This window comes from Streptomyces sp. NBRC 109706 (assembly GCF_000974485.1).
Taxonomy (GTDB): Bacteria; Actinomycetota; Actinomycetes; order Streptomycetales; family Streptomycetaceae; genus Streptomyces.
In genome coordinates this window covers 416,858-439,002 of the sequence record NZ_BBOM01000009.1, presented here as the reverse complement: position 1 = coordinate 439,002, position 22,145 = coordinate 416,858, and the positions used below count along the sequence as shown (strand labels likewise).

The following is a 22,145-nucleotide window of genomic DNA, read 5'->3' as shown; positions in this document are numbered from 1 at the left end:
CATGACGAACGCACCCGAGAAGCCCACCGGCAAGCGCGCCAAGGAACTGAACGAGGTCATCCGCTACACGCTGTGGTCGGTGTTCCGGCTGCGGGACGCGCTGCCCGAGGAACGGGCCGGGCTCGCGGACGAGGTGACCGAGCTGTTCACGCAGTTGGCCGCCAAGGACGTGGTGGTCCGGGGCACCTATGACGTGTCCGGGCTGCGCGCCGATGCCGATGTGATGATCTGGTGGCACGCCGCCACTGCGGACGCCCTCCAGGAGGCGTACAACTTCTTCCGCCGCACCCGCCTCGGCCGGCTCCTCGATCCGGTCTGGTCGAACATGGCGTTGCACCGGCCGGCGGAGTTCAACAAGTCGCACATCCCGGCGTTCCTCGCGGACGAGACCCCGCGCGACTATGTGAGCGTCTACCCCTTCGTCCGCTCCTACGAGTGGTATCTGCTGCCGGACGAGGAGCGGCGGGCGATGCTGGCCGACCACGGCAAGATGGCCAGGGGCTACCCCGATGTGCGGGCCAACACCGTCGCCTCGTTCTCGCTGGGCGACTACGAGTGGATCCTGGCCTTCGAGGCCGACGAACTGCACCGCATCGTCGACCTGATGCGGCACCTCCGCGCCTCGGAGGCCCGCCGCCACGTCCGGGAGGAAGTCCCCTTCTACACCGGCCGCCGCCGCGAACTGCCCGAGCTGGTCGCCGGCCTGGCCTGACCGGGGCCCGCGCCGCTGCGCTTGCCGCGCGGACGGGCCGACGCCGTCGCGCTGCCGCGCGGGCGGGCCGGTGTCTCGTTGGTGCGGTGTCGTGTCTGCTGCTTGGCGCCGGCGGTCAGACCTACCGTCCGCGCCGGTCAGCCGCCGCACCCCCCGCAACCGCCGCAGCCTCCGCATCCGCCGTCCCCGCCACCGCCGTCTCCGCCACCACCGCCGTCGCCCCCGCCACCGCTACCGCCGTCTCCGCCGCCGCCCGTCGCGCCGGCGTCGCCGCCGCAGCCGGGGCCCCAGGTGGTCGCGGTGGTGCCGGTGGCGGCGACCGGGGCCGCGGCGGCCTGCGCCGTCTGGAACTGGGAGCGCAGCGCCGGTTCGAGCACCATCGCCCCGGTCAGCGCCAGGGCGGCGGGCGCGCCCAGGGTGACGAACGGGACGGTGCGGCGCAGCCGCCACAGCTCCTTGTTGCCCTCGTCGGTCAGCGCGGAGGAGACGGGCCCCGCGATCAGGGAGCCGACCAGGGCCACCAGGGCGCAGCCGGGGCCGATCAGCGCGGTGGGGTCGTCGAACGCCGAGGTGGCCAGACCGTAGGGCAGGGTCAGCAGCCCCAGCACCGCCAGGGTGCGGGTGAGCCAGATGGCGCGGCGCCACGCGGCCTGCCGTCGGGGCTCGAAGAGCAACCCACGGGCGGTGAGCGCGTCGCCGATGGCCTGCACCTCGGGGGAGCCGATCAGCGCGGCGCGCACCTTCCTCAGCGGGGTGTGCCAAGCGTCACCGCAGACGGCCAGCGCCGCCCGTTCCAGCGCGTCATCGGCCTTGGGCTGCCGCACCACGAACTGGTCGTCCTCGATGGCGACGCGTTCCTTGGTGACCAGGCCGTAGATCACCGTGTCGGCGACCCGGCCGGCGCCGCCGGCCAGGAAGGCGGACTCCGCCATGGTGTGCACGGTGGTGTCGTGGACATCGCCAGGTGGTTGGGCCAGGGCCCGTCGCCGCAGCGCGACGACCAGGCAACACAGGGCGAGCACTCCGGGTGCGAGTAGCAAGAGCATCGCGTTCACCTCTCCTCGCGCCGCCGAAGCGGCGCCTTCCACAGGCCACGGATCGATCTCGGGCGCGCGGGACTCCGCGCGCCCAGCCAGCGGGTGAGCCGTTCGCGGACGGCGGGGTCGTCCGCCGGGCCGCCGTCGGCCAACAGCTGTCGGACGAACGCGACGGCGTCCTCGTGGTACCCGCCGGTCAGCGGGTGCCGCTCGGCATGGCGTCGGGCCGCCGCGCGGTAGCCGCTGCCCAGGATCTCGGGCAGCTCGGGGGCGACCTTCGCCAGCACCCGGGCCCGTTTGGCGGCCAGCGCCTCGGACTGGACGCGCAGCCGGTCGACGTCGAAGCCGGCGGGCGGCGGCCCGCCGCCGACCAGCGCGGCGAGCAACTCGGCCTGGGCGAGGGCCAGTCGGTGCCGGGCGGCGTCGAGGGGGTCCAGGGCGTCCCGTTCGGCCGGCTCGGCGGGCCCCGGGATCTCAGGCATGGCTCACCGCCCGGGACTCCACCACGGCGCGGATCGCCGCCAGCTCGGCGGCCAGCTCGGCCGGCGCGGGGAAACCGTCGTCCCGCTCCAGCATCACCCCGGGCGGCCGGATCCGGTCGCACAGCTCGCCCAGCACCTCAAGGACGCGCGGCGGCACCGGATGTGCGTGGCTGTCGTGCCAGAGACCGTCCCGTTCGACGCCGCCCGCGACATGCACATAGGCGAGCGCTTCGAGGGGGAGCGCGTCCAGCGCCTCGGCCGGGTCCTCGCCCCGGTTCACCTCGTTGGTATGCAGGTTGGCCACGTCGATCAGCAGCCGCACCCCGGTGCGCTCGACCAGCTCGCTCAGGAACTGAGCCTCGGTCAGCTCCTCGTCGGGCCAGGAGAAGAGGGTGGCGATGTTCTCCAGGGCGAGCGGCACCGGCAGCGCGTCCTGGGCGATCCGCACATTGGCGCAGAGCACGTCCAGCGCGTCCCTGGTGCGCGGTACCGGCAGCAGATGGCCGGCCTCGACGCGGGGCGTTCCGGTGAGCCGCCCGCCGGCGCGGACAAAGGCGATGTGCTCGGTGACCAGCGGCGCGTCCAGCGCCTCGGCGAGCCCGGCCAGCGCCATCAGCCGTCCGGGCGCCGGGCGTTCGGCGCCGCCCAGGCCCAGGCCGACGCCGTGCGGGATCACCGTGGTGCCGCGCTCGCGCAGCCGGGCCAACGGCGCGGGCGGATGGTCGGCGCAGATGTTCTCCGCGACGACCTCGACCCAGTCGACGCCCGGCAGCTCCTCGATCACATCGGCGATCTCGGGGCGCCAGCCGATGCCCGTCCCCAATGTGCCCATGACGCCTCCCCGTTCGCGCCGGAGAACCGACGGTACCCGGCGCGCTGTCCCCTTCATCCCCCGGTGTCCGGGGGCCAATCCGGTTACCCGCCGGTTTTGAGGCAGTCCAGAGGTTTGGCGCGCGGGTCGGGCGTCAACCCAGCTCGCCGGCGTCCCTGGCGAGGGCGGTGAGCCGGGAGACGGCGCGGAAGTACTTCTTGCGGTAGCCGCCCTCGCGCATCTCCCGGCTGAACAGCTCGTCGAACGGGGCGCCCGAGGCCAGCACCGGGATCTCGCGGTCGTAGAGCCGGTCGGCCAGCACCACCAGGCGCAGCGCCGTGCTCTGGTCGGGCACCGGGCGCACGCCGGTGAGACAGACGACGCGCACCCCGTCGCAGAGCGCCCCGTAACGGCTGGGGTGCACCCGCGCCAGATGGTCGAGCAGGGTGCCGAAGTCGTCCAGCGTCGCGCCGGGCGTGGACCGCGCGGTGGCGGTCACCTCGGCGTCCGGACGCGGCGGCGGCGCCTCGGGCAGGCCACGGTGGCGGAAGTCGTCGCCGTCGATCCGCACCGGCCGGAACCGGGCGGCCAGGCCCTGGATCTCGCGCAGGAAGTCGGCGGCGGCGAACCGCCCCTCGCCGAGCCGGCCGGGCAGCGTGTTGGAGGTGGCGGCGAGCGCCACGCCCTCGGTGACCAGCCGGGAGAGCAGCGAGGAGACCAGCACCGTGTCGCCCGGATCGTCCAGCTCCAACTCGTCGATGCAGAGCAGCCGGTGGCCGCCCAGGGTGCGCACCGTCTCCCGGAAGCCGAGCGCGCCCACCAGATTGGTCAGCTCGACAAAGGTGCCGAACGCCTTCTCCTCGGGGGCCGCCGGCGTGGCATGCCAGAGCGAGGCCAGCAGATGGGTCTTGCCGACGCCGAACCCGCCGTCCAGATAGACGCCGCGCGGCTCGGCGGCCGGCCCGGGCCTGCGGCCCCAGGGCCGCCACCCCCGCCGCCCGCCGGAAGCGCCGCGCGGGCCGAGCCCGGCGGCGAAGTCCTCCAGCACCTTGACGGCGGTGCGCTGGCTGGGCTGCTGGGGGTCGGGCACATAGGTGTCGAACCGGACGGTGTCGAAACGGGGCGGCGGCACCATCTCGGCCACCAGACGGCCGGCCGGCACCTCGGGATCGCGGGCGCTGAGCGACGCCGGCTCTCGGGGGTGGTCGCCCTGGCCGTCGTCGGGGATGGCTGCGCTGCTGGTGGACACGATCTCCCAGTTTACGCCAGATGGGCGATCCTGGCCGGCCGTGCCCGGTGTGCCACACTGCGGCCCATGCGACGTCTGTTCCCCCCGCCCGAGGCGGCGGCCGTCCCGTCGAGCGGGCTGTCGGGTCTCCCGGGGCTCGCCGATGCCTACGCCTATCCGGAGCCGGTCGCTTCCGACGGCTGTTGGCTGCGGGCCAACATGGTGACCTCCCTGGACGGCGCCGCGCACCACGAGGGGCGTTCCCAGCCGCTGTCGGGCCCGGCCGACATGCGGGTGTTCGGGGTGCTGCGGGCGCTGGCGGACGCGGTGGTGGTGGGCGCGGAGACGGTGCGTCAGGAGCGCTACCGGCCGGCGCGGGCGCGCGCCGAGTTCGCCGAGCGCCGGGCCGCCGCCGGGCAGGCCCCCGCGCCCGCCGTCGCGGTGGTCAGCGTCGGCCTCGACCTGGACTTCTCCTGGCCGCTCTTCGCCTCGCCCACGGTGCCGACGCTGCTGGTCACCGGCGCCAAGGCGCCGCCCGAGCGGCTGGCGGCGGCGGCCGAGGCGGGCGTCGAGGTGGTGTTCGCCGGTGCCGGCGCATCCGCCGAACCGGCGTTGATCAGGGCCGAGTTGGCCGCGCGCGGCTACCGCAGGCTGCTCACCGAGGGCGGGCCGAGGCTGCTGGGCGCGCTGGCCGGCGCGCGGGCGCTGGACGAGCTGTGTCTGACGGTCGCGCCCCGGCTCGCGATCGGCTCGGCACCCCGGGTGACGAGCGGCCCCGAGATCCCGGAGCCGCAGGCGTACCGGCTGACCGATCTGCTGGAGGACGAGGGGTTCCTCTTCCATCGGTATCGGGCGATCTGAGTGGGTCTGACAATCTGCGGAATGTGACGTTCCGCTTATCCTGGTGTGGGCAGACTCAAGGGCGCAACGCCGTGTCTCCCCGCGGCCCGTGGTGGTCCCCGCCGGGAGCGCGGACCTCGCAGACGAAGGGCGCAAATCGTGATCACGACGGTCCTGATGATCGAGAAGGCCATGGTGCCCACCGACGTCGAGATGGTCACCACGCTGCACGGTGACGAGCCGCAGTCGTTCGTGGTGCTGATGCAGCCGCGTGGCGAGCAGGACCAGCTGCTGCGCGCCCTCGACGATGTGGCGCTCGGCGAGTTCGGGGACGCGGTGCGGGAGCCCGAGGAGCCCGAGGGCGAGGACGCGCTGCCCCCGGCGCGGCGCGGCCTCGACCATTCGCTGGCCGCGCTGCGCGCCGCCGGCGCCGACGCCGTCGGCCAGCTGATCGAGGACCACCCGCTGGAGCTGCTGGCCTCCGTGGTGGAGCGGACGGGCGCCGACGAGGTGGTGGTGCTGACCGCCCCGCACTATGTGGAGGAGCTGTTCCACCGGGACTGGGCCTCGCGCGCCAGGCACCAGGTCGGCGTCCCGGTGCTCAAGCTGTTCGCGCACGGCGAGTAGCCCGACCGGCGCAGGGCCTGGCTGCGCGCCACCTCTCCTATCGGGTGCGACAATCGGGGCGCACATGACTAGCAGGGAGACTGACGGATGACGACGGCGATCCCGCCCGCCATGGAACGACCGCACTTCATCGGCGTCGGCGGCGCCGGCATGTCGGGCATCGCCAAGCTGCTCGCCCAGCGCGGCGCGCGGGTCGGCGGCAGCGACTCCCGCGAGTCCGAGACGGTGGCCGCGCTGCGCGCGGTGGGGGTCGACGTCCGGATCGGGCACCGCGCCGACCAGCTCGCGCCCGACGCCAGCTGTGTGGTGGTCTCCAGCGCCATCCGGCAGGACAACCCCGAGCTGGTCGAGGCCGGCGGGCGCGGGCTGCCGGTGGTCCACCGGGCCGAGGCGCTGGCCGCGCTGATGGCCGACACCCGCGCCATCGCGGTGGCCGGCACCCACGGCAAGACCACCACCACCTCGATGCTCGCCGTCAGCCTCACCGAGCTGGGGCTGTCCCCCTCCTATGCGATCGGCGGCGATCTGGACGCCCCGGGATCCAACGCGGCCCAGGGCACCGGGGACATCTTCGTGGCCGAGGCCGACGAGAGCGACCGCAGCTTCCACCACTACCGGCCCGAGGTGGCCGTCGTCCTCAACGTGGAGCTGGACCACCACGCCAACTACGCCTCGATGGACGAGATCTACGACTCCTTCGAGACCTTCGCCGAGCGGATCCGCCCCGGCGGCACGCTGGTGGTCAACGCCGACCAGGAGGGCGCCCGCAAGCTCACCGCGCGGCTGACCGGCCGGCCCGGGCTGACCATCGTCACCTATGGCGAGGCGCCGGACGCCGACGCCCGGGTGGTCCGGGTGCTGCCCAGGGGGCTGACCAGCGAGGTCACCGTCGCGATCGACGGCGGCGAGCTGACGTTCGACGTCTCGGTGCCCGGCCGGCACTACGCGCACAACGCCGTCGCCGCGCTGGCCGCGGGCGTGGCCGCCGGGGTGCCGGCCGCCGATCTCGCCCGCGCCCTCGGCAGCTACACCGGGGTGCGCCGCCGACTCCAGCCCAAGGGCGAGGCGGCCGGGGTGCGGGTGATCGACTCCTACGCACACCACCCCACGGAGATGACGGCCGATCTGGAGGCGATCAGGTCCGGCGCCGGCGACGGCCGGGTGCTGGTGGTGTTCCAGCCGCATCTCTTCAGCCGTACCAAGGAGTTGGCGACCGAGATGGGGCAGGCGCTGGCGCTCGCCGACTCCTGTCTGGTGCTGGAGATCTATCCGGCCAGGGAGGATCCGATCCCCGGGGTGACGAGCGAGCTGATCATCGAGTCCGCGCGCACCCATGGCGCCACCGTCGAGGCCGTCGCCGAGACGGACGCCGTTCCCGACACCGTCGCGGGAATCGCCCGGCCGGGTGATCTGGTTCTCACCATGGGCGCGGGTGATGTCACCGAGCTGGGCCCGAGGATCCTGGCCCGGCTCGCGTCCTAGAGCGGACCGGTTCCCCCCTCGGACCGGCAGTCAGAAGTGCAAAGGAGAGACCATGGCGTACCAGGTGGAGAAGTCCGACGAGGAGTGGCGCGAGCAGCTGTCGGACGAGGAGTACCGGGTGCTGCGCCAGGCGGGCACCGAGCCCGCGTTCACCGGCGAGTACACGGACACCAAGACCGCCGGGATCTACCAGTGCCGGGCGTGCGGGGCCGAGCTGTTCCGCTCCGACACCAAGTTCGAGTCGCACTGCGGCTGGCCGTCGTTCTTCGACCCGGCGGACAGCGACGCGGTGGAGACCAGGCCGGACAACTCGCTGCCGGGACGGCCGCGCACCGAGGTGCTCTGCCGCACCTGCGGCTCGCACCTCGGCCATGTCTTCGCCGGCGAGGGCTACAACACCCCCACCGACCTGCGGTACTGCATCAACTCGATCGCGGTGAAGCTGGACCCGACCGGGGGCCCGGCGTAGCGCGAGCGGTCGCGGCGGCCAACTCCCCGGCCAATTCACCGGCGGTGATGTGCCGTTCGTGGGTGCCGTGGTGGGTGGTGGCGAACGCGCCGGCCAGCAGGCCGGCGTGCACACAGCGCGCCAACGGGGCGCCGTCGAGCAGCGTGTGCAGAAACGCGGTGGCGAACGAGTCGCCCGCGCCGTTGCTGTCCACCACGGGGCCCGGCGGCGTCACCGCGGGGAAGTGCCGCACCTCCCCGTCGCCGCCCGCCTCGGGCCCCGCCAGCAGATAGCAGCCGGCGGCGCCGTCGGTGGCCACCACGAGGCGGGCCCGGCCGCGCGCCAGGATCATCCGCAGCACCTCGGGCGCCCGGCCCTGGATCGAGGCGGCGCTCAGAAAGACATGGTCGACGCCGAAGACCCAGGGGTGGGCGGCCGGATCCACCCCGTCCCAGGCGTGCACATCGGTGGACGTGGTGACGTCGGGCCGGTCCGCCAGCGCGGTCAGCAGCTCCCGGTTGAAGTCGCTGCGCCCCACATGCACATGGCGGGCCCGGTCGACCAGCGGCAGCGCGATATCGAGCGGCAGCGTCAGACCGGCCGGATGCCGGCCGTCGTAGAAGGAGAACCGCCGGCCCTCGGCGTCCACCAGGTTGACGCTGCGCGGGGTGCCGGCCGGCGCCGGCAGCGTCACGAAGTCCACCCCGGTGGCGGCGAACCGGTCGCGGACCAGCCGCCCGGGGTCGTCGTCGCCCAGAAAGTCGAGAAAGGTCGTCGGCCGCCCCAGCGCGTGGAACGCCAGCGCGTAGCCGGTGCCGGTGTGCGCCACATAGTCCCTGATCGGCTCGACGGACACGCTGTCGCCCGGCGGCACGGCCAGCCGCTCGACCCGGACGATGGTGTCCACCCCCGAGCCCCCCACGACGAGAATCCGTTCCCGTGCGCTCTCCGGCATGCTGCTCTCCCACCCTCGGCGAGCTGTCAGCGTATCCACGCTGTGCCTTCCGGTGTCGTTCAGGTACGCAGCAGCACCTGTGCGGAGCTGGGCGGCAGGGCGAGTTCGCCCCGGGGCGGCTCCTGGTGCGCGGTGGTGTGGGTGGCGGCCAGGGTGGTGAACGGTCCCGGGCCCAGCGTCAGCACCCTCGGCTCGGGGGCGAGGTTGACGGCCACGGTCAGCGGCCCGTTGTGCAGCACCAGCCAGCGCGCGGTCTCGTCGAACTCCACCCGCACCTGGTCCAGGCGCAGTCCCGGCGGCAGATGGCGGTGCCGGATCGCGATCAGCCGGTGGCACCAGTCAAGAAGCGCCGCCTTGGCGCCGTCCCGCAGCGGTTCGTCCCAGTCCAGGCAGGAGCGGTCCCGGGTGGCCGGATCCTGCGGATCGGGCACCTCGGTCGCCGTCCAGCCGTGGGTGGCGAACTCACGGCGCCGGCCGTCGCGGACCGCCTCGGCCAGCGCCGGGTCCTGATGGTCGGTGAAGTACTGCCAGGGCGTGGTGGCGCCCCACTCCTCACCCATGAACAGCATCGGTGTGAAGGGACCGCACAGCACCAGCGCCGCGACCGGTGCCGCGCGCACCGGGCCGAGCAGGGCGGCGAGCCGGTCGCCGAGGGCACGGTTGCCCACCTGGTCATGGGTCTGGGCATAGCCGACCAGCCGGTGCGTCTGGACCGCGGACCGTTCCAGCGGCCGCCCATGGCGTCGGCCACGGAACGCGGAGAACCCGCCGTCATGGAAGAAGCCGCAGGTCAGAACCTTTGCCAGGGCGGTGAGCGGCGCGCGGGCGAAGTCCGCGTAGTAGCCCTGGGACTCGCCTGTCCAGGCGACATGCAGCGCGTGGTGGAAGTCGTCGTTCCACTGTGCGTCGAGGCCGAGACCGTGCGAGGAGCGGGGCGCGACGGTGCGCGGGTCGTTGCGGTCCGACTCGGCGACCAGAAACAGCGGCCGGCGTTCCGCCTCGGCCAACGCGGCCACGGCGGCGGAGAGTTCGGCCAGCAGATGCTCGGCCCTGTCGTCCACCAGCGCGTGCACCGCGTCGAGCCGCAGCCCGTCGAGCCGGTAGTCCCGCAGAAACGCCAGCGCGCTGCCCACGAAGTAGGCCCGCACCTGGTCCGAGCCGGGACCGTCCAGATTGACGGCCGCGCCCCACGGGGTGTGGTGCCGCTCGGTGAAGTAGGGGCCGAACGCGGGCAGCCGATTGCCCGAAGGGCCGAGGTGGTTGTGCACCACGTCGAGCACCACGCCCAGGCCGTGCCCGTGCGCCGCGTCGACAAAGCGGTAAAGCCCCTCCGGCCCGCCATAGGGCTCGTGCACCGCCCAGGGCGCCACCCCGTCATAGCCCCAGCCGTGCCGCCCGGGAAACGGGCAGACCGGCATCAGTTGGACATGGGTGACGCCCAGATCGGCAAGGTGACCGAGCCGTTCGATCGCGCCGTCGAAGGTGCCCGCGGCGGTGAACGTGCCGATGTGCAGCTCGTAGAGCACGGCCCCGTCCAGGGCCAGCCCCGGCCACGAGTGCCGCCAGGCGAAGCGCGTCGGATCGACCACCGCGCTCAACCCCTCGGGCCCGTCGGGCAGCGCCCGCCCGCGCGGATCGGGCAGCACCTCGCCGCCGTCCAACGAGAAGCCGTACCGCGCGCCGGAACCGGCCTCGGCCTCGACCTCCCACCAGCCCTCGCCGCCCGGCGCCCGGCGCATGGGAAGGTCGCGTCCGTCCAGCCGGAGGGTGACCTCGCCGGCGTGCGGCGCCCATACCTCGAACACCCGGACCGCCCGGCCCGCTTCGACTGCCCCGACCGTTTCGAATCCCTCAACCGACATGACATCCATGCTGTGCCGCCCGGCGGGCTCAGGCCAGACCCCCCGCCGGGCGGCGTCGACTCACTCCGGGCCCGAAGGCCAGGGGTCAGTCCACGGTCATGCAGTAGCGGTGCTGCGCGATCGGATAACCGGCCCGGGCGAACGAGGCGGCCATCGCGCTGTTGCCCACGTCGGTGGCCGCCGCGATCCGCTTGGCGCCGTGCGCCACCAGCGTGTGGGTGCACTCGGCCAGCAGGTCGTAACCGTAGGAGTGGCCGCGCTGTTCCGGCACCACCCCGATCAGCCCCACACAGGCCCCCGCCGGGTTCTGCCCGGGAATCTGGATGCCCACCAACGCGCCCTCGGGGGTGTAGGCGAGCCGCAGCGTCTCCCGGCCCGAGGGAAGCCAGTTGATGAAGTCCATCTCCTCCTGGGCCGCCCCGTCGGGCCCGTGCTTCGCGATGGCCCGCAGGGCGTGGTGGTCCCTGGTGTCGCTGTGTATCCGGCGCAGCACGTCGAAGACCGCCCCGTCGTCCGGCTCGGGACGGAACTCCAGCCGGCCCGGGTTCTCGGGCAGCCCGCACTCGGTGGTCCAGACATAGCGGAACCGTTCGGTCAGCGTCCGGTAGCCGGCTTCGGTGGCCGCCTCGATCCTGGCCTCGGCCGCCGCCAGGGCCGCCGGGTCCTCGCGCCAGCCGGGCGGCAGGACCAGCTCGTACTCGGCGTCAAACGGGGTGGCCCTGAGCAGCGCCACCGCCGCCTCGCGGTCGGTGAAGTCGAACCAGTCCAGCGCCTTGGGGGATGCGTCGTTCTCGCTGCCCCAGTAGGCGACGCGGGCCACCACCGTGTCGCCACGGAACGCGAGCCAGGTCCACTCGGGGCGGTACTCGCCGCCGGCGGCGACGGTCTCGAAGCGATCGTGCGGCGACGGCAGCAACGCGCGCCCCACCACACCGGGATCCGGCAGGGAGTGGAACGGGGCGGAGGTCTCGTCGTCGGCCAGGGGGCGAATGACCAGATCGGTCATGGGGGTCCTTCCGGAAAGGTGTTCACACGCTTCCGGATCAGCCCGAGGAACGCCCAGACGGAAGGCGGCGGAAGCATGAATGAGCAAAACGGTGCATGATGTCCGCCTCCTTCCAGAATCGTTGGGCGTTGCGAGGAGATTAACTGATCATCGCCATGGCGGCAAAGGAAATCTGGACAGCCGGGCTGACCGTCACGGAGAATTTCCGTATGACCCCGTCCGAGTCCGAAGCCCAACAGCCGCGCATCTCCGACGCGGACCGGGAGCGGGCGCTCGACGTGCTGCGGGAGAGCATGGCCGAGGGGCGGCTCTCGCCCGACACCCTCCTCGGACGGATCGAACGCATCCTGGCCGCCCGGCATCCGGACGAGCTGGTGGCCGTGCTGGGCGATCTGCCGGAGCGTCAGGTCGAACGTCGCCGGGGCTGGTTGCTCGGCTCGGTCACCCGGGTCTCCGCGTTCCACCAGCGCCTCCGGCTCGCCTGGCGCGCGGAGCGGCTGCCGCAACTGGTGCTGCCGGCGCCCGGGCCCCGGCCGTTGGCCATAGGGCGCGCCTCGGGATCAGGGCTCCGGCTGAACGACGCCAGCGTCTCCCGCTACCACGCCCAGCTGCGCGGCACCGCCGCCGGCTGGACGCTGCGCGATCTGGGCTCGGCCAACGGCACCTGGGTCAACGGGCGCCGCGTCGTCGACACCATCCCGGTCCGCGCGGGGGACCAGGTCCGCTTCGGCGCCGTCTCCTACCGGCTGGCGCCCCGCGACCCGCAACAGCCCTGAACGATCCCCAACGGCCCTGAACGAGGGGGGCGTCGCCGAACGTGGAAACCCCGAAGCCGGCCTGTCGCCCTAGCGGGGGCTGGGAGGTCGGGACGACAGGCCGGAGTTCGGGGGTTGCGTGCCGCTACCGGGTGCGCGTGCGTCGACGCGGCCGGCTCGGCCCGCTCAGTCGGCCAGCAGCTGCAGGAACGCGCTCCTGGCGGCGGCGCCGGTGGTCACGGCGGTGGCCTGTGACGCGGACTCGACGTGGTGGGCACCGTGCTCGGCGTGCTCCCCGTGCTCGTCGGCGACCGGCGCGGTGAACTCGTTCATCACCTCGGGGGAGGCCGCGTCGGCGCCACCGGGAACGGTGACCTCGCCGTTGCCGCCGTCGAAGACGACGTCGGAGCAGCCGTAGAAGGTCTCCTGGCTGTCGGAGCGCTCCCATACGGTGTAGATGATGTGCCGACCGCTCTTGCCCGAGGGGAGCTGGGCGTCCCAGTAGTACTCGGATTCGGCGCTGCCGACGTTGCCGCGCATGGGCGGGTCGGTCTCGGAGTGGAACGGGGTGTCTTCGAGGTCGTCCCAGGTGAGCGGACTGCTCGGGTCCCAGCCGTCGACGGTGACGTACTGGTGGAAGGTGCCGGGGTGGTGGGCCCAGGGGTTGTAGGTGAACTCCCAGTCGGCGCCGGAGGTGAGGTGGGTGGTGGGCCAGTCCTCGTGGACGAGGTCGAAGCCGGAGAAGTCGTAGACGGTGGCGCCGCCGCTGCAGAGTTCGCCGTCGGGGATGAAGCCCTCGGTGCGGCCGGCGCCGTCCGAGCGGAGCACGGCGAACCAGTTGTAGAACGCGTTCGCGCCGCCCTCCGCCAGGGCCGCGGCACACGCGGCGTTCGTCGGATCGATCGCGCCGGTCTCGTTGACGCTGTACTTCCAGCACAGATAGGTACGGCTGCCCGGGTCCATCGGGGCACCGTGCGCGGACGCGCTGCCGCCGGTGAACACGACGGCGGTCATGGCGGGGAGGGTGGCGGCCGCGGTCAACAGGCCGAGCTTACGGAGGCGGCCGCTGCGCTTCTTCTGGTCTCTCATCGCGTTGCGTCCCTTTCGCCGTGATGAGGTGGGGGGAAACCTGTGGAGCTGTGAGAGCGCTATGGGAGCGCTCCCAATTTGGGACGGTAGTGCCAAGCGGATGCGCCTGTAAAGACATGTGCGTTACCTGATCGCGACCGGCCCGGCCGTCGGGGGCGACGGCCGGGCCGGTCGGTGACGCGGGGTCAGTTGGCGACCACGCAGCCGATCAGGGTCGACTCGGTCGGCGGCGAACCGTCGGACGAGAAGCCGAAGGTTGTGGTCCCGCCCGCCGGAACGGTGCCGTTCCAGGCGGCGTTGGAGACCATGATGTGGGTGCCGTGCGAGATCATCGAGCCGTTCCAGACGCTGTGGATCTCGTTGCCCATCGCCTCCGACCAGTCCACGGTCCAGTTGGAGATCGGTCCGTCGCTCGGGTTGGTGACCGTGATCTGCGCCTGGAAACCGCCCGCCCACTCGTCCACGCCGGTCAGCGCGGCGCGGCAGTAGCCAGGCGTCGGGCCGGGCTCGCCCGGCTCCTCCGGGGAGCCGTCCCCGTCCGGAACGGTGACCTCGCCGTTGCCACCGTCGAAGACGACATCGGAGCAGCCGTAGAAGGTCTCCTGACTGTCAGACCGTTCCCATACGGTGTAGATGATGTGGCGGCCGGTCTTGTCCGAGGGGAGCTGGGCGTCCCAGTAGTACTCGGATTCGGCGCTGCCGACGTTGCCGCGCATGGGCGGGTCGGTCTCGGAGTGGAAGGGGGTGTCTTCGAGGTCGTCCCAGGTGAGGGGGGTGGTGGGATCCCAGCCGTCGACGGTGACGTACTGGTGGAAGGTGCCGGGGTGGTGGGCCCAGGGGTTGTAGGTGAACTCCCAGTCGGCGCCGGAGGTGAGGTGGGTGGTGGGCCAGTCGTCGCGGGCGAGGTCGAAGCCGGAGAAGTCGTAGACGGTGGCGCCGCCGCTGCAGAGTTCGCCGTCGGGGATGAAGCCCTCGGTGCGGCCGGCGCCGTCCGAGCGGAGCACGGCGAACCAGTTGTAGAACGCGTTGGGTCCGCTCTGGTTGAGCGCCGCACGGCAGGCCGGGTTGGTCGGGTCGATCGCGCCGGTCTCGTTGATGCTGTACTTCCAGCACAGGTAGGTGCGGCTGCCCGGGTCCATCGGGGCGCCGTGCGCGGACGCGCTGCCGCCGGTGAACATCAGCAGACAGAGGGCGGGCAGGGCGGCGAGCAGGGTGAGGAGGGTGATTCTCCGCTGGCGTGCGCGGGCGGTCGGCCGGTCTCTCATCGCGTGCGGTCCCTTTCGCGTGATGAGTGGGATGAGCGGGGCGGGGGCTGACATGGTGGGCCCAAAGAGATGGGAGCGCTCCCAGAACTGTGCGGCCGAAGGTAGCGTCGGGTGCCCGTGCTGTAAAGGCATCGCGCCGAAGCTGTGTCCTCCGAGGCGGGGCAAGGGAGTTGACGCCGTCGCCGTCCGCTGTCGATGCGTCAGCCGGGCCCTCGCCGGGCGAGGAGTCGACGCTCCCGCGTTGCCGGCCCGCGCCCTGGTCGGGGCTGTGCGCGGCCGGGGTGGAAAACCCCGCGACAGCCGGGGGCCGGCGCGCTAACGTCCGCCGGCATGGCTCCTTCACTCGAACGTCCCCCCTTGCGGGGTGACGAGCGCACCGCGCTGGTCGGCTGGCTGGATCTCCAGCGGCGGATCGTGCGCTGGAAGTGCGACGGCATCAGCGAGGCCGACGCGCACCGTTCCGTCCTCCCGACCTCGCCGGCGATGACGATGGCCGGGCTCGTCCGCCATCTGCGATGGGTCGAACACACCTGGTTCGAGGTGGTGTTCCTGGGCGCGGACGCGGCGGGCAACCCGTCCTTCGACGAGGCCCACGAGGACGCCGACTGGCTTACCGACGGCCTCACCCTGCCGCGGTTGCTCGCGGAGTACGAGGCGCAGTGCGCCCGAAGCAACGAGATCGTGGCGGCGGCCTCCCTGGACGATGTCGGTCGCAACACCGAGTACCGCGCGGGCGGGGCCAGCCTTCGCTGGATCCTCATCCACCTCATCGAGGAGACCGGCCGCCACGCGGGCCACGCGGACATCGTGCGGGAACTGCTGGACGGGGCGAAGGGGTACTACTAGGCGGGGGCCGGCAGGCCAGGTCGGGGCGTTCCCATCGGGTTGTCGGGTGCGATTTCCGGCCGGTGGACTGGGCAGGTGGGTGCTCCGTCGGGCTTCTGGCGGGGTGCCCATGCCGGCCGATGCCATGGGGAAGGCATCGGCCGTGGGCGTGTCCGGGGTGGGGTGGGGCGGAGATCACCGCCGAGTGGGTGCGGGGGCTGTGGCGGCTGGGCGATGATCTCGCCGCCCGGTTGCCGTGGCGACGCCGACGGCGGACGCCGCGACCCCGCGCCGTGGGCGCGGCGTCGCGGTGGACGCGCGCCCTCGTCGGGCTCTTCATCGGGCATGCCGGCCCGGTCGGGTGGCCCCCGGCCCGGCGGCCGGCGTCAGTCCTGGTTGACGAGGAGGGCGACGGGGCGGGTCGCGAAGAGGAGGGCCAGGGGGGTGGCCCCGGTGTGCCGGTCGCCGCTGAGCTGTTCCCGCCAGCTGCCGGGGGGCAGCGCGAGATGGGTGTCCGTCCAGCCGCCGCCGGTGGTGGTGAGGCGGTGGGAGAGCCGGGTCACGGCGGTGATGACGCGTTCGCCCCGGCGGAACGCCACGCAGTGGTCGGCCGCGTCGCCCTCCGCGAACAGCGGTTCGTAGCTCGCGCGTTGATCGAACCACTCGGGGTGGTCGCGGCGCAGCCGCAGCGCGGTGGCGGTCAGCCACAGCTTTTCGTCGGCGAGGGCGGGGCCCTCCTCGGGGCCCTCCAGGTCCAGCGCGGCGAGTCGGTCGACGGGCAGCTCGGCGGGGCGGCGGTTGTCCGGGTCGACCAGCGCCAGGAACTGCGCCTCGCTGCCCCGGTAGATGTCGGGCACCCCCGGCATGGTCAGGTGGAGCAGCGTCACCGACAGCACGTTGGCCCGGATCGCCGGTGCCGACCGCAGGGCGAACTCGGTGAGCTGGTCGAACGGTTGACCGCAGGGGCCGGCCAGCGCGAAGCGTTCGACGGCCGCCTCGTACTCCTCGTTGGGCTCGGTCCAGCTGGTGTGGAGGGCGGCCTCGCGGACCGTCTTGAGGAGGGTGGCCAGCAGCCGCTGCCGGTCCTGGCCGCCCAGGCCGAAGGCGGTCTGCCAGGTGGTCCAGGCGAGATGCGGATCCGGCGGCCTGATCCCGGCGGCCGCGGTCGCCTCGGTGACCTGGGTGACCAACGCGGCCCAGTCCCTGGGGCGTTCGGTGAGGGTGGCCTGGGCGGCCCTGACGTCTCCGCTGCGCTTGGTGTCATGGGTGGTCAACACCGTGCCGGTGAGCGGCCAGTCGCGTTGCAGCCGGGCGCAGAAGGCGTGGAAGGCGGCCGGTGGCAGCGCGGGGGAGCCCGGGTCCATCCCGACCTCGGCGGCCGAGAGCAGCGGCACATAGCGGTAGCCGGCCGTGTCCTCCACCGCCTTGGCGCGCAGCGCGGACGCCACCTGGGCGAACCTGACGCGGAAGTCGGTGCGGTCCGCGCCCTCGCCGAACCGGCCGAGCGCCAGATCGCGCACCGTGGCCACGGCTGCGGCCTCCGCCGGCACCTGGAACGCGGCCCGTGCCCCGTCCGCCGCCGTGGCCAGCAGGGCCTCGTCCACCGGCGACGGCGGGGCCTCGTCGGTGACATAGGGGCGGTAGACCGGCAGCCGCACCAGCAGCTCGATCAGCGCGGTGCGCAGCGCCCAGGGGGCGTGGTCCCGCTGCCGCAGGCCGGCAACCTCGCGGCAGACGCGCAGGGCGGTGCGCAGCAGCCGTTCGCGTTCGGCGACCAGCTCGTGGTTGATCATGCGGTACGCGGCGCGGCGCACCGTGGCGTCCCAGGAGCCGCCCTGGTCCGGCGGCGCGCCGGTGAACGCGCGGTAGTGCTCGGTGAGTTCGGCCCAGCCGTCGGGGTCGATGAAGAGGGCGTCCAGATGGCGGAGGGCGTCATAGCCGGTGGTGCCGGCGATCGGCCAGCCGCCGGGCAGCTGTTCGCCCGAGGCGAGGATCTTCTCGGCCACGATCCAGGCGCCCTCCGTCGCGTGGTGCAGCCGGCGCAGATAGCCGCCCGGGTCGGCCAGCCCGTCCGGATGGTCCACGCGCAGCCCGTCGAGCACGCCCTCGTCGAGCAGCCGCAACACCAGGGCGTGGCTGGCCTCGAAGACCTCCGGATCCTCCACCCGGATGGCGATCAGATCGCTGACGGTGAAGAAGCGCCGGTAGTTCAGCTCGCTGCGCCCGAGGCGCCACCAGGCGAGGCGGTAGTGCTGGGCGTCCAGCAGTTGGGGCAGGGGCAGCTCCTCCGTGCCGGGCCTGAGGGGAAAGCGATGCTCGGCGTAACGGAGCGTACCGTCGGCCACTGACAGTCGGCCCAGCTCCTCGCCCAGCGGACCGCCCAGCACCGGGAGCAGCAGCCGTCCGTCGCCGGCGTCCCAGTCGATGTCGAACCAGCGGGCGGTGGCCGCCGAAGGACCGTTCCGCAACAGCTCCCAGAGCGGGGCGTTGGCGGCGGTGTCGGCCGGCAGCGCCATGTGGTTGGGCACGATGTCGAGGACCAGCCCGAGCCCGTGCTCGCGCGCGGCCCCGGCGAGACGGCGCAGTCCGTCCTCGCCGCCCAGCTCGGGGCGGATCCGGCGGTGGTCGGTGACGTCATAGCCGTGCTGGGAGCCGCGCACCGCGTCCAGCACGGGGGAGAGGTGGAGATGGGAGACCCCGAGCGAGGCCGCGTACGGCACCACTCGCTCGGCGGCGGCGAACGGGAACTCGGGGCCGATGTGGAGTCGGTAGGTTGACGTGGGCACCCGTGCTGGCGTCATGCGGTTCGCCTGCCCCGGGCGGACGGACGGCAAGCGCGGGGGATTCCGGATCTTGCTGCGTGGCGGGGACGTGCCACAGTAGGCTTCCTTGATCCATCAGTGGCGCGGAAGGCGGTACGAACGGTGGGCTCTTCGGGCCTGGAGCTGCCATCGGGCAACGGCGGCGAGGCCGCCGAGGCGGCGGCCGGGGCCGTTCCGGTACCGCGCCCCATGGAGATAGGGGCCGATCTGGAGTGGAGCGCCGAGGACTGGTCGGAGGTCCGGCTGCGGGTGGAGCGGGCCGGGCGCGCGTATGTCTGGCTCAACCTGGTGGAGCAGCGGCTGCGGTCCGTGGTCGGCGCGGTGCTGCGCCCGGTGTACGAGCCGGTGCACGGGCCCGAGTGGGAGCTGGCGGCGGCCGGCCCGACCGGCCAGGAGTGGGTGCAGCGCGCGGCGGCGCTGCGCGAGGTGAGTCGCCGCAAGGGGCATCTGCTGGATCCTGCCGATGACACGGTGCTCGCCTTTCTGACCCTGCCTCAGTTGCGTGAACTCATGGTGCAGCACTGGCCGTGCTTCGCGCCGTATTTCGACAACCGTCGCGAGGTGGAGCTGACGCTGGACGAGCTGGAGGTGGCGCGTAGCGCGGTCAGCCGCAACCGGGGCATCAACCGGGCGGTGCTCGAACAGGCCGAACGGGGCTGCTCGCGGCTGCTGAAGCTGCTGGACTCGGGCGCCCCGCCGACGGACGGCCGGCTGCCGGCGGATGTGGTGGAGCAGTTGGTGGGCGACCGGTTCACCGATGTGGCCGGGGTGCATCCGGACCGGGTGCGGCTCCAGCGGCAGCTGCCGGCCGAGGAGCTGTTCGCCGGGGCGCGGCGGCTGGACGCGATGGGCATAGGGCTGGGCCTGCTGGTGCAGAACTACCCCGGGCGGCGGCTGGCCCGACTGGCCGAGTCCGGCTGTCGCACCCGGCTGCTCTTCCTCAACCCGGCCAGCGGCGCCATGCGCCGTCGCGAGCGGGAACTCGGCCTGAAGCGGGGCGAGTTGGCCCGGGCGGTGGAGACGAACATCCTGCAGGTCCGACGGGTCCGCGCCCGGCTGCGGGATCAGGAGGCGTTCGAGATCCATGTGTTCGACGAGACGCCCAGGTTCAGCGCCTACTTCGTGGACGGCGACGGGGCCGACGGGGTCGCGGTGATCCAGTCGTATCTGCGGCGCAGCCGTGGCGTCGAGACCCCGGCGCTGGTGCTGCGCCGGGCCGGGCGGGAGATCGTGCAACGGGACGCCCCGGCGGCCGACGGCGAGCTGAGCCTCTTCGAGACCTACCGGGAGGAGTTCGAATGGGCGTGGGAGCACTCCCGCTCGGTCTCCTGAGCCCGCGGTCAGTCGCTGGCCAGCCGGGCGTGGGTCTCGACGTCGTGGCGGACGGCGCCGTAGCGGAGCTTGGCACGTTGCAGCCCCTCCGCGCGGTAGCCGGCTGCCAGGGCCACCCGGCAGGATGCGGGATTGTCCATCCGATGCCCCAACTCCAGTCGGAACAGCTGGAGTTCGTCGAAACACCAGGCGCTTAGCGCGCGCACGGCGGCCGTGGCCACGCCCCGGCCCTGGGCGGCGGGAACGGTCCAGTACGCCGTCCAGCCGCTGTTGTGCACATGGTTGACCTGGCTCACCGACACGCAGCCGAGCACGGTGGGGCCCTCGGCGACCGCCCAGGAGTAGGCGCTCTCCTCGTCCCAGCGCTGGTTGACGCGGGCGATCCACCGCCCGGCCGCCGCGTCGTCCACCTCGCCGTTCTCCACGGTGGAGCCGAACTGCCGGTACATGCCCGGCGCGTTGAAGGCGTCCCGCACGGCCGGCAGATCGGCCTCCGTCCAGCGGCGCAGCAGCAGCTCGGCCCCCGCCGCCGAGCCGGCCCTGAGTCGGTCGTTCATCCGCCTGATGCTAGGGAGGCGTCCGCCGGTTGCCGCGTGCGGGGTCGGCTGTCAGCGAATCCGCTGACAGGCGAAAGGTATTCCGTGGGTCCCGCCGTGGGGGCAGGGTGGGGGCATGACTGGGCAGGGAGGGTGGGAGGCATGAAGGTACTGGTGTTGGGCGGGACGGCGTTCGTCGGGCCCGCGATCGTGGACGAGGCGTTGGCGCGTGGCTGGGAGGTCACCGTCTTCAACCGGGGACGTACCCCCGCGCCGCCCGGGGTGCGGGCCCTGCGCGGGGACCGGACGGCCGAGGGCGGGCTGGCCGCCCTGGCGGACGGCGCCTGGGATCTGGTGGTGGACACCTGGAGCGAGGCGCCGGCGCCGGTGCGCGACACCGCGCGGCTGCTGGCCGACCGGGCGGGCCACTACAGCTATGTCTCCAGCCGATCCGTCTACACCTGGCCGCCGGCGGCGGGGGCGGACGAGGACAGCCCGGTGGTCGACGGCTCGCCCGACGCGGAGGCCCGCGCGTACGCCCCGGACAAACGCGGCGGCGAGTTGGCCGTGGAGCGGGAGTTCGGCGCCGGGCGGAGCCTGCTGGTGCGCTGCGGGATGCTGCTGGGCCCAGGCGAGGACGTCGGCCGGTTGCCCTGGTGGCTCTCCCGGATCGCCGCCGGCGGCGAGGTGCTGGCCCCGGGCCCGCGCGAATCGCCCCTGCAGTACCTGGACGTCAGGGATCTCGCGCGCTGGACGTTGGACGCGGCGGGCCGGGGTCTCAGCGGCCCCTATGACCTGGTCAGCCCGCCGGGCGCGGCCACCATGGGGGAGCTGCTGGAGACATGTGCCGAGGTCACCGGCTCGGACGCGGTGCTGCGTTGGACGGACCCGGACGTGGTGCTGGCCGCCGGGATCGAGCCCTGGACGGAACTGCCGGCCTGGCTCCCGCCGGGCCCCAAGTATCAGGCGCTGCACGGCTCGAACGTGAGCCGGGCCCTGGCCACCGGGCTCACGGTCCGGCCGCTGGCCGAGACAGTGCGGGACACGTGGGCCTGGCTCGGCGCGCTTCCCCCGGGCACCACCCTCGGCTCCCCCCGCTTCCCGGTCGGCTGCCCACCGGAGAAGGAAGCGGCCGCGCTAACCGCTGCGCGGGGCTGAGCCGTTGGGGCGGGCGTTGGTGGGTGGGGTTGTGGTTGTGGTCTTGGGGTCCGCTGGGCGGGGGTTGGGGTGGTGGGGGAGTGGCCTTCGGCCGGGTGTCGGGGGTTACTTCGGTCCGCTGCGCCGGGCTAACCGCTGCGCGGCGCTGAGCCGTTGGGGTGGGGGCCGGGCCGGCCCTGGCTTCGCTGCGCGGGGGCTAACCGCTGCGCGGGGCTGGTCGCTGTGCAGGGCTGTGCCGACGGGGGTGGGGGCCGGCGGGTGTCGGGCTGTCCTTGGGTCCGCTGCGCGGCACTAACCGCTGTGCGGCGCTGAGCCGTTGGGGTGGGGGCCGGTGGGTGGGGTTGTGGGTTTGGGGTGGGCGGCGAAGGAGGGCCGGGGCCGGTGCGGCGAGGGCGGGGGGCGACCGTCTCGCCGTCGGGGCGCCTGGGTGTCCGTCGCCGGGGTCAGGAGGGTGGTGGGGTGACGGGGAGGCCGGTGGCGCGCCAGGTTTGGAAGCCGCCTATGAGGTCGGTGGCGTGCGGGAGGCCGATGGCGCGGAGGGAGGCGGCCGCGAGGGAGGAGGCGTAGCCCTCGTCGCAGAAGAGGATCCAGCGGACCTCGGTGTCCCTGGCCTCCGGCACCGAAGCGCCGCTGCTCGGGTCGCACCGCCACTCCAGGTGGTTGCGCTCGATGACCAGCGCTCCCGGGACCGTGCCGTCCCGGTCGCGTTGGGGTGCGGTGCGGGTGTCGACCAGCACCGCGCCCTCGGCCGCCTCCTGGTATGCCTGGCGTGCCGTCACCCGGTCCAGGGTGGCGCGCGCGGCGGCGAGTTGGGCCGCTATGCCGAGGTGTTCCGCCATGGGTTCCGCCTGTCTCTCGTCCGGAGGGGGGCCG

General features: G+C 73.2%; 19 protein-coding genes and 1 pseudogene. 9 read left to right on the top strand and 11 right to left on the bottom strand.

All coding sequences use genetic code 11. The features are described from left to right. Window position 1: 1 nt before the first annotated feature. Complete coding sequence (hemQ, locus tag AOM46_RS21520; RefSeq protein ID WP_062214208.1) at window positions 2–712, top strand: hydrogen peroxide-dependent heme synthase; 711 nt, start codon at window positions 2–4, stop codon at window positions 710–712. 137 nt (window positions 713–849) lie between these two features. Here hemQ and AOM46_RS21515 read toward each other — a convergent pair whose 3' ends face one another. From AOM46_RS21515 to zapE, 3 genes and pseudogenes are all read right to left on the bottom strand, one after another. Then, window positions 850–1,758, bottom strand: coding sequence for a TIGR04222 domain-containing membrane protein (locus tag AOM46_RS21515; protein ID WP_158920538.1), 909 nt, complete (start codon window positions 1,756–1,758; stop codon window positions 850–852). 5 nt (window positions 1,759–1,763) lie between these two features. Continuing rightward, window positions 1,764–3,063, bottom strand: a pseudogene (locus AOM46_RS31410) (DUF692 domain-containing protein). 133 nt (window positions 3,064–3,196) lie between these two features. Continuing rightward, window positions 3,197–4,291 carry a cell division protein ZapE gene (zapE, locus tag AOM46_RS21500; RefSeq protein ID WP_267887815.1) on the bottom strand — a complete coding sequence of 365 codons (1,095 nt, stop codon included), beginning with the start codon at window positions 4,289–4,291 and terminating at the stop codon, window positions 3,197–3,199. A gap of 66 nt (window positions 4,292–4,357) precedes the next feature. On the opposite strand from zapE, the gene AOM46_RS21495 reads away from it, so the two are divergent. The 4 genes from AOM46_RS21495 (at window position 4,358) to msrB (ending at window position 7,688) form a co-directional block, all read left to right on the top strand. Further along, window positions 4,358–5,131 (top strand): dihydrofolate reductase family protein, encoded by a 774-nt coding sequence (locus AOM46_RS21495; protein WP_062214204.1) that lies wholly within the window; start codon window positions 4,358–4,360, stop codon window positions 5,129–5,131. Window positions 5,132–5,269: 138 nt separating this feature from the next. Continuing rightward, a complete protein-coding gene (locus AOM46_RS21490; protein WP_062214203.1) occupies window positions 5,270–5,737 on the top strand; it encodes a hypothetical protein in 468 nt (155 codons plus the stop codon). An 87-nt stretch (window positions 5,738–5,824) separates the two neighbouring features. Continuing rightward, window positions 5,825–7,219 carry a UDP-N-acetylmuramate--L-alanine ligase gene (gene murC / locus AOM46_RS21485; RefSeq protein WP_062214202.1) on the top strand — a complete coding sequence of 465 codons (1,395 nt, stop codon included), beginning with the start codon at window positions 5,825–5,827 and terminating at the stop codon, window positions 7,217–7,219. 52 nt (window positions 7,220–7,271) lie between these two features. Further along, on the top strand, window positions 7,272–7,688 hold the full coding sequence (gene msrB / locus AOM46_RS21480; protein WP_062214201.1) for a peptide-methionine (R)-S-oxide reductase MsrB: 417 nt from the start codon (window positions 7,272–7,274) through the stop codon (window positions 7,686–7,688). Here the strand turns inward: msrB and AOM46_RS21475 are convergent. From AOM46_RS21475 to AOM46_RS21465, 3 genes are all read right to left on the bottom strand, one after another. Beyond that, entirely contained in the window at window positions 7,642–8,622 is a 981-nt protein-coding gene (locus AOM46_RS21475) for a carbohydrate kinase family protein (protein WP_067226437.1), read from the bottom strand. The genes msrB and AOM46_RS21475 overlap by 47 nt on opposite strands. A 59-nt stretch (window positions 8,623–8,681) precedes the next feature. Continuing rightward, window positions 8,682–10,484, bottom strand: coding sequence for a malto-oligosyltrehalose trehalohydrolase (gene treZ / locus AOM46_RS21470; RefSeq protein ID WP_062214200.1), 1,803 nt, complete (start codon window positions 10,482–10,484; stop codon window positions 8,682–8,684). A gap of 85 nt (window positions 10,485–10,569) precedes the next feature. After that, window positions 10,570–11,490: a GNAT family N-acetyltransferase gene (locus AOM46_RS21465; RefSeq protein WP_062214199.1), complete on the bottom strand. Its 921-nt coding sequence runs from the start codon at window positions 11,488–11,490 to the stop codon at window positions 10,570–10,572. 209 nt (window positions 11,491–11,699) lie between these two features. Between AOM46_RS21465 and AOM46_RS21460 the strand changes: the two genes are divergently transcribed. Continuing rightward, on the top strand, window positions 11,700–12,266 hold the full coding sequence (locus AOM46_RS21460) for a DUF1707 and FHA domain-containing protein (protein ID WP_062214198.1): 567 nt from the start codon (window positions 11,700–11,702) through the stop codon (window positions 12,264–12,266). A 165-nt stretch (window positions 12,267–12,431) separates the two neighbouring features. Here AOM46_RS21460 and AOM46_RS21455 read toward each other — a convergent pair whose 3' ends face one another. After that, the gene (locus tag AOM46_RS21455) at window positions 12,432–13,334 is read right to left on the bottom strand and encodes a lytic polysaccharide monooxygenase (protein WP_078857054.1); all 903 of its coding nucleotides are present in this window, start codon (window positions 13,332–13,334) and stop codon (window positions 12,432–12,434) included. A gap of 185 nt (window positions 13,335–13,519) precedes the next feature. Next, complete coding sequence (locus tag AOM46_RS21450) at window positions 13,520–14,599, bottom strand: lytic polysaccharide monooxygenase (RefSeq protein ID WP_062214197.1); 1,080 nt, start codon at window positions 14,597–14,599, stop codon at window positions 13,520–13,522. A gap of 330 nt (window positions 14,600–14,929) precedes the next feature. Here AOM46_RS21450 and AOM46_RS21445 point away from each other — a divergent pair, with 330 nt between their 5' ends. Beyond that, window positions 14,930–15,445 (top strand): DinB family protein, encoded by a 516-nt coding sequence (locus AOM46_RS21445; protein ID WP_062214196.1) that lies wholly within the window; start codon window positions 14,930–14,932, stop codon window positions 15,443–15,445. Window positions 15,446–15,810: 365 nt separating this feature from the next. On the opposite strand, the gene treY is transcribed toward AOM46_RS21445, so the two are convergent. Beyond that, window positions 15,811–18,225 carry a malto-oligosyltrehalose synthase gene (treY, locus tag AOM46_RS21440; RefSeq protein ID WP_062214195.1) on the bottom strand — a complete coding sequence of 805 codons (2,415 nt, stop codon included), beginning with the start codon at window positions 18,223–18,225 and terminating at the stop codon, window positions 15,811–15,813. A gap of 123 nt (window positions 18,226–18,348) precedes the next feature. Here treY and AOM46_RS21435 point away from each other — a divergent pair, with 123 nt between their 5' ends. Then, window positions 18,349–19,578 carry an SAV2148 family HEPN domain-containing protein gene (locus AOM46_RS21435; RefSeq protein ID WP_062214194.1) on the top strand — a complete coding sequence of 410 codons (1,230 nt, stop codon included), beginning with the start codon at window positions 18,349–18,351 and terminating at the stop codon, window positions 19,576–19,578. Window positions 19,579–19,586: 8 nt separating this feature from the next. Here AOM46_RS21435 and AOM46_RS21430 read toward each other — a convergent pair whose 3' ends face one another. Then, window positions 19,587–20,135: a GNAT family N-acetyltransferase gene (locus AOM46_RS21430; protein ID WP_062214193.1), complete on the bottom strand. Its 549-nt coding sequence runs from the start codon at window positions 20,133–20,135 to the stop codon at window positions 19,587–19,589. 141 nt (window positions 20,136–20,276) lie between these two features. Here AOM46_RS21430 and AOM46_RS21425 point away from each other — a divergent pair, with 141 nt between their 5' ends. Next, window positions 20,277–21,272 carry an NAD-dependent epimerase/dehydratase family protein gene (locus AOM46_RS21425; protein WP_062214192.1) on the top strand — a complete coding sequence of 332 codons (996 nt, stop codon included), beginning with the start codon at window positions 20,277–20,279 and terminating at the stop codon, window positions 21,270–21,272. Between the two features lie 443 nt (window positions 21,273–21,715). Here the strand turns inward: AOM46_RS21425 and AOM46_RS21420 are convergent, their stop codons facing one another. After that, window positions 21,716–22,111 carry a rhodanese-like domain-containing protein gene (locus tag AOM46_RS21420; protein ID WP_062214191.1) on the bottom strand — a complete coding sequence of 132 codons (396 nt, stop codon included), beginning with the start codon at window positions 22,109–22,111 and terminating at the stop codon, window positions 21,716–21,718. Window positions 22,112–22,145 lie beyond the last annotated feature (34 nt).